Origin of the sequence: Ideonella azotifigens (genome assembly GCF_006519715.1) — a bacterium.
GTDB classification, from domain to species: domain Bacteria; phylum Pseudomonadota; class Gammaproteobacteria; order Burkholderiales; family Burkholderiaceae_C; genus Ideonella; species Ideonella azotifigens.
Map to the genome: position 1 here is coordinate 1 of NZ_VIDT01000325.1, position 6,094 is coordinate 6,094.

Consider the following 6,094-nt stretch of genomic DNA (forward strand, 5'->3'; position numbering starts at 1 on the left):
GGACTTCATGGGCTTTGCGCAGAAGGGCGGCGCGGTGCTGAGCTTCGTGCGCCTGGCCGACGTGCCCGAGCGCCTGAACCAGGTGCGCATCGACACCCAGCAGGCCGACGCCATCCTGGCCTGCGACGTGGTCGTCGGCGCTTCGCCGGACGCGCTGCAGACCGTGCGCCACGGCCGCACCCGCATCCTCGCCAACACGCACCAGATCCCGGTCGCCGAGTCGCTGCGCAACCCGGACGCCAGCCTCAAGGTCGACCTGCTGCTGGAGAAGATGCGCTTCGTGGCCGGTGACGAACAGGTTGAGACCTTCGACGCCCAGGCCCTGGCCGAAGAGTTCCTGGGCGACACCATCACGTCCAACATCCTCGCCATGGGCTACGCCTGGCAGCGCGGCCTGGTGCCCATCAGCCTGGCCGCGCTGACCAAGGCCATAGCGCTGAACGCGGTGGCGGTCGAATCCAACCTGCTGGCCTTCTCGCTGGGCCGCCTGGCCGCGGCCGATCCGCAAGGCCTGCAAGCCTTGCGCGGCGGGGCATCAGAGCTGCCTCTTGATGAGTCCGTCGACGCACTGGTGGCGCGTGCGATGGCGCATCTTGCCGGCTATCAAAACCAGGCGTGGGCCCAGCGCTTTGAAGCCACCGTTCAGCGCGTGCGCGAGGCCGAGTCGGCGCTGGCGGGTGGTGACGCCAGCCTGCCGGTCACCCGCACCGTGGCTGCCAGCCTGCTCAAGCTGATGAGCTACAAGGACGAATACGAAGTCGCCCGGCTCTACACCGACGGCAATTTCCGCCGCAAGCTCAGCGAGCAGTTCGAGGGCGATCTGCAACTCGAATTCCACATGGCGCCGCCGCTGTTGTCCCGCCCGAAAAACGGCCAGGCCCCGCGCAAGATCCGCCTGGGCGCCTGGATGCTGCCGGCGATGCGCCTGCTGGCCAAGGGCAAGGCGCTGCGAGGCTCCGCGCTGGACCTCTTTGGCTACAGCGAAGAGCGCCGCATGGAGCGGCAGCTGATTGGCCAGTTCGAGGCCCGCACCCAGGAACTGACAGCAGGCCTGGCAGCCGACAAGCAGGCGCTGGCTGCCCAAATCGCGGCGGTGCCCATGAGCATGCGCGGCTACGGCCACATCAAGCTGGCCAACGTCGCACTCGCTCGCGCCCGCGAGGCCGAGCTGATGCACCGCTACCTGCCGCAGCGCTACCCGAAGCCGCCGTCGTCCACCAAGGCCGGGCAGATCCGCGGCGTGGCGGTGGTGGCGGGCTGAAGCGGCGCCTGACCGAACCGCGTCCCTGGCGGACGCGGCCGGGTGCTGCTCAACGCACCTTCGGAAGGTCCAGGCCGCTGTCGCGGATGGCCTTGTGTGCGAATGGGGTGTCGAGGAAGTCCAGGAATTGCCGGCCTGCCTCTGGCGCCTTCGCCTTGGACGACACTGCCGCCGAGACGACGCTGAGCTTCTGCAGCTCGTTGGGCAGCGGCCCCACCACGGTGATGCCGGGCTCAAGCTTCAGTTCGCTGAGCTGCTGGATGCCCAGTTCGACAACGTCGTCGGCAAGTTCTTCGCCAACGAAACGTCGACCCAGCACCACATGCCCCCTGCTGGCCATGGCCTCGGTGAGCCCCAGCTGGGGCACGACCACCTTGATGAAGTGCATGCCACTGGCGCCTTCCGAATAGCCCACTGACTTGGCGGCCAGCAGGGCGCTTCGGAACGCGGCCGTTGTCGAGATGTCGGGCAGCGGATGGCCCGCCTTCACGGCGACCCCGATGCCGGACACCGCCACGTTGCGGCGCTGCTGCGGCACGAAGTGGCCAGTGCGAACCAGGTCATCCATCCCGGTGTCCACCATGATCAACACGTCCAGCGCCTCACCGCTGCGCACGCGCACCGGACTTGCTTCTGGCGAATTGCCCGAGGACGGGCCCCAGGACATCGTCACCTTGTGGCCGGTCTGGCGTTCGAATTCGGTGGCGATCGGTGTGAACGCACCCTTCAGAATGCCGGTGGTCAGGACCTTGATGTCGTCGGCGCGGGCCCCGGCGGCACACAACAGCGCGCTCAACACGATGGCCTTTGCGCAGGTTTGGAGCGAGAAATTCATGGCTGGTTTCCTTCGGTGAGGGCGGGGTGTTTCTCAGACGCGCTCGAGCACGACCGCGATGCCTTGGCCGACGCCGATGCACATCGTGACCAACGCGTAGCGACCGCCGGTGGCGTGAAGCTGGTTCACCGCAGTCGTCGCCAGCCGCGCGCCGGAAGCGCCCAGCGGATGGCCGAGGGCGATCGCGCCGCCGTTCGGATTGACGCGCGGGTCGTCGTCGCGCAGCCCCAGGTCGCGCAGAACGGCCAGGCCCTGTGCAGCGAATGCCTCGTTCAGCTCGATCAAGTCGAGTTGGGCGAGTGTCAGGCCCGTGAGCGCCAGCACCTTGCGTGTGGCTGGCGCCGGCCCCATGCCCATGATGCGAGGCGGCACACCGGCCGAGGCCATGCCAACGACACGGGCGCGAGGCGTCAGGCCGTGCCTGTTCGCCGCGGCCTCGCTGGCCAGGAGCAGCGCGCAGGCGCCGTCGTTGACGCCCGATGCGTTGCCGGCGGTCACGGTCCCGTCGGGACGCACAACGCCCTTGAGCTTGGCCAGGGCTTCGAGGCTGGTGGTTCGGGGATGCTCGTCCTTCGCGACGATGATGGCATCGCCCTTTTTCTGCGGGATCGAAACCGGGACGATCTCGGCGTCGAAAAACCCGCGCTCCTGCGCTGCCAGGGCCCGCGTCTGCGAGGAAAGTGCCATGAGGTCCTGGGCTTCGCGTTCGATCCCGAATTCGGTGGCCACGTTCTCGGCCGTCTCTGGCATGGCGTCCACGCCGTAGCGCGCCTTCATCAGCCCATTGACGAAGCGCCACCCAATGGTCGTGTCCTCGATGCGGTTGCTGCGCGAAAAGGCGCTCTCGGCTTTGGGCATGACAAACGGCGCACGCGACATGCTCTCGACGCCGCCAGCCAGCATCAGGTCGGCATCGCCGGACCGGATCGCACGAGCAGCGGTTCCGAGTGCGTCCAGCCCGGAGCCGCAGAGCCGGTTGACCGTGGAGCCAGGCACTTCCAGCGGCAGGCCGGCCAGCAACGCGCTCATGCGCGCGACGTTCCGGTTGTCTTCGCCCGCCTGGTTGGCGCAGCCGTAGATCACGTCGGTGACGGCTTGCCAGTCGACCGTCAGGTTTCGCGCCATCAGCGCGGCCAGCGGCACGGCGCCCAGGTCGTCTGCGCGCACGCTGGCGAGCGCACCGCCGTAGCGGCCAAAAGGCGTGCGAACGGCGTCGCAGATGTAGGCGTGTTGGCTCATGGCGGAAGGCTCAGGTGGGCAAGAAAGGGTGGGTCGTTAAGGCCCAGATGCGCGCGAGCAGCGCGCGTGCCTCGGGCTCACCGATGACGGGCGCTGCCAGTTCCAGAAGCTTGTCCGCCAGGTCGGCATCGCTCAGTGGAAGTTCGGGGTCGCCTTTGCGGTCGGGCTGCAGATGGGACAGGTGGCGGCCATCGCGCAGCGTGATCGACACGCGCGCCGCTCGCCGGCCGGGAAAGCCGGCGTCGACCTCTGGATCCAGCGCCTTGGTGATGCGTTGCATCAGCCCGCGTGTGGCCGGGTCCTGCAGTCGCGCCGGCTCGTAGGCGGACAGTCGCACGCTGCCGTGCACCAACGCGGAAGCCACCATGTAATGCAGGCTGAAGCGGGCCTGGTCGGCGTTCTGCGGATTGACGTGCGGCGCGATGTCCAGCGTGGCGCGGTACACGCCCAGGTGCATGGACGCGATGTCGGCGTGAGAGAAGCCGTGCAGCTGTTGCAGGGCCAGCGCGCCGTCGATGGCCGCGAAGTTGTGGCCGCAGCCGATGTGGTTCTTGAATGTCAGGCGCGTGATGTGCCAGTCGCTGCCCAGCGTGGCGCCGATGGCCGACCAGTCGGGCCCGTTGCTCATGGCCATGCCCAGGCCGGATTCGCCTTCCAGAACGTCCAGCGAACTCCGCATGCCACGCGCGGCCAGCTGAGCAGCCAGTACCCCGGCTTCGGCCGCCCGGCCAGCGTGCAGCGGCTTGCCCATGGCCTCGGTTCGGAAGGCCTGCTGCAGCCCGGCGGTGAACGTGGCGACCAGGGCCAGGGCCTGCGCGAAAGCGCCTTCGTCCAGGCGCAGCAGGCTTGCTGCTGCCGCCGCGGCGCCGAAGCTGCCCATCGTGCCGGTGTTGTGCCAGAACTTGTAGTGCGGCCTGCCCATCACCACGCCGATGCGGGTCGAGATTTCGTAGCCCAGCACCACGGCGCGCAGGAACTCGGTGCCTGTGGCCTTCGTCGCCTGCGCCACCGCCAGAGCGGCGGCGATGGTGGCCGCGCCTGGGTGGTACATCGCATCGCGGAAGCTGTCGTCCACCTCGGCGGCATGGGCTGCCGTGCCGTTGATCAGCGCCGCCGCTCGCGTGGTGGCCGCACGGCCCAGGGCCAGGCGAGCCTCGCCGCGGTCCAGGTCTTCGGTCATCGTGGCCTCGAGCACCTGAACAGCCGGCATGGCCAGGCCGGGATAGAGCGACGCATACCAATCCACCACGGCGCGTTGCGCGTGGTGCAGCACCTCGGGCGGCAGCGCGTGCTGCGCTGACGCATGGGCGAAGCGGGCGAGGACTTGCGTTGCCAGCATGTCAACCTTCCACGTTCAGCACATGCTGCACGTCGCCTGGAACGAAACCGGGTCCACTCCATGCTGCCAATTCGCGCAAGTCAGCCTGCAAGGCCGCAGCACCCCGCTCGCGGGCCCAGAACACCGGCCCACCTTCCCAGCGCGGGAAGCCGTAGCCGTTGACGAGCACCACGTCCACATCGGTGGCCCGTTCGGCCACGCCTTCGGCCAGCAGCAGCGCCGCTTCATTGACCAGTGTCAGCATCACGCGGCGCTGGATCTCCGCGGCGCCCAATTCACGCGGCACGATGCCCTTGTCGCTGCGCGCCTTTGCGATCAGCTCGGTCACGGCCGGGTCGATCTGCGGGCGCGACGCGCCTTCGGGGTAGCGGTAGTAGCCGGCGCCCGTCTTGCGGCCCAGCCGGCCGGCTTCGCACAGGCGGTCGGCGATGTGCACATGGCGCGCGGCCGGCTCCCGCGTGGCCACCTGCGCCTGGCGCATGCGCCAGGCGATGTCCAGGCCCGACAGGTCGGCCACCGCGAACGGGCCCATCGCAAAACCGAAGGCTTCCAGCGCGGCGTCCACCTGCTCCGGTGCCGCGCCTTCCTCGACCATGAACTCGCACTGACGCCGGTACGCGGCATACAGGCGGTTGCCGACAAAGCCAAAGGCATTGCCGGTCAGCACGGGCAGCTTCTTCAGCGCGCGGCCGATGGACAGGCCGGTGGCCAATGCATCCAGCGCCGAAGCCTTGCCGCGCACGACCTCCATCAGCTTCATCACGTTGGCCGGGCTGAAGAAGTGCAGGCCGATCACGTCCTGCGGGCGAGACGTTGACGCGGCAATGGCGTCCAGATCCAGGTAGGACGTGTTGGATGCCAGCACGGCGCCGGGCCGGGCCAGCGCGTCGATGCGCTGGAAGACCTGCTGCTTGACGCCCATCTCCTCGAACACGGCCTCGATGACCAGGTCGGCCTCGGCGATGCGCGGCCAGTCCAGGCTCGGGCTCAGGCGGGCTTCGCAGGCGGCCGCCACAGACGCGTTGACCTTGCCGCCCTTCACGCGGCTGGCGTAGTGCGCGTGGATGCGGCTCGCCCCCCTGTCCAGTGCCGCGGCTTCCTGTTCGAGCAAGAGCACCTCGTAGCCTGCGTCCAGCGCGGCGATGGCGATGCCCGAACCCATCGTGCCGGCGCCGATCACGGCAATGCACCGAACGTCGCGCGGCCTGGCATCACCCAGTGCAGGGTGCTTGGCGCTGTCTCGTTCAGCGAAGAACTGGTGGCGCAGCGCAAAGGCTTCGCGCGACACGCGCAGGCGTTGGAAGACGGCCCGTTCGTTGGACAATCCCTCTTCAATCCCGACCGTGGCCGTGGCCACGATGGCGTCAATGGCGGCTTGCACTTGCGGCCGGCGCTTGCCGGCCTTGAGTGCGGCGGCCGA

Annotated in this window: 5 protein-coding genes; 1 reads left to right on the forward strand and 4 read right to left on the reverse strand. The window is 68.7% G+C overall.

The annotated features are described in order from the left end of the window. The coding region (locus tag FKP22_RS18270) for a DUF6537 domain-containing protein (protein ID WP_211361457.1) at positions 1–1,261 on the forward strand (1,261 nt) is incomplete at its 5' end. 49 nt (positions 1,262–1,310) lie between these two features. On the opposite strand, the gene FKP22_RS18275 is transcribed toward FKP22_RS18270, so the two are convergent. From FKP22_RS18275 to FKP22_RS18290, 4 genes are all read right to left on the reverse strand, one after another. After that, positions 1,311–2,096 (reverse strand): molybdate ABC transporter substrate-binding protein, encoded by a 786-nt coding sequence (locus FKP22_RS18275; protein ID WP_141289051.1) that lies wholly within the window; start codon positions 2,094–2,096, stop codon positions 1,311–1,313. Between the two features lie 33 nt (positions 2,097–2,129). Next, positions 2,130–3,335, reverse strand: a complete 1,206-nt coding sequence (gene pcaF, locus FKP22_RS18280) for a 3-oxoadipyl-CoA thiolase (protein ID WP_141289052.1) — start codon at positions 3,333–3,335, stop codon at positions 2,130–2,132. A 10-nt stretch (positions 3,336–3,345) separates the two neighbouring features. Continuing rightward, positions 3,346–4,674, reverse strand: coding sequence for an MmgE/PrpD family protein (locus FKP22_RS18285; protein ID WP_141289054.1), 1,329 nt, complete (start codon positions 4,672–4,674; stop codon positions 3,346–3,348). A 1-nt stretch (position 4,675) separates the two neighbouring features. Then, positions 4,676–6,094: 3-hydroxyacyl-CoA dehydrogenase (locus FKP22_RS18290; RefSeq protein WP_141289055.1), on the reverse strand; the 1,419-nt coding region annotated here is incomplete at its 5' end.

Bases quoted from the DNA above. Each gene is read 5' to 3' on its own strand.
- FKP22_RS18275 (WP_141289051.1), bottom strand. From the start codon at position 2,096: ATGAATTTCTCGCTCCAAACCTGCGCAAAGGCCATCGTGTTGAGCGCG.
- FKP22_RS18285 (WP_141289054.1), bottom strand. From the start codon at position 4,674: ATGCTGGCAACGCAAGTCCTCGCCCGCTTCGCCCATGCGTCAGCGCAG.
- pcaF (WP_141289052.1), bottom strand. From the start codon at position 3,335: ATGAGCCAACACGCCTACATCTGCGACGCCGTTCGCACGCCTTTTGGC.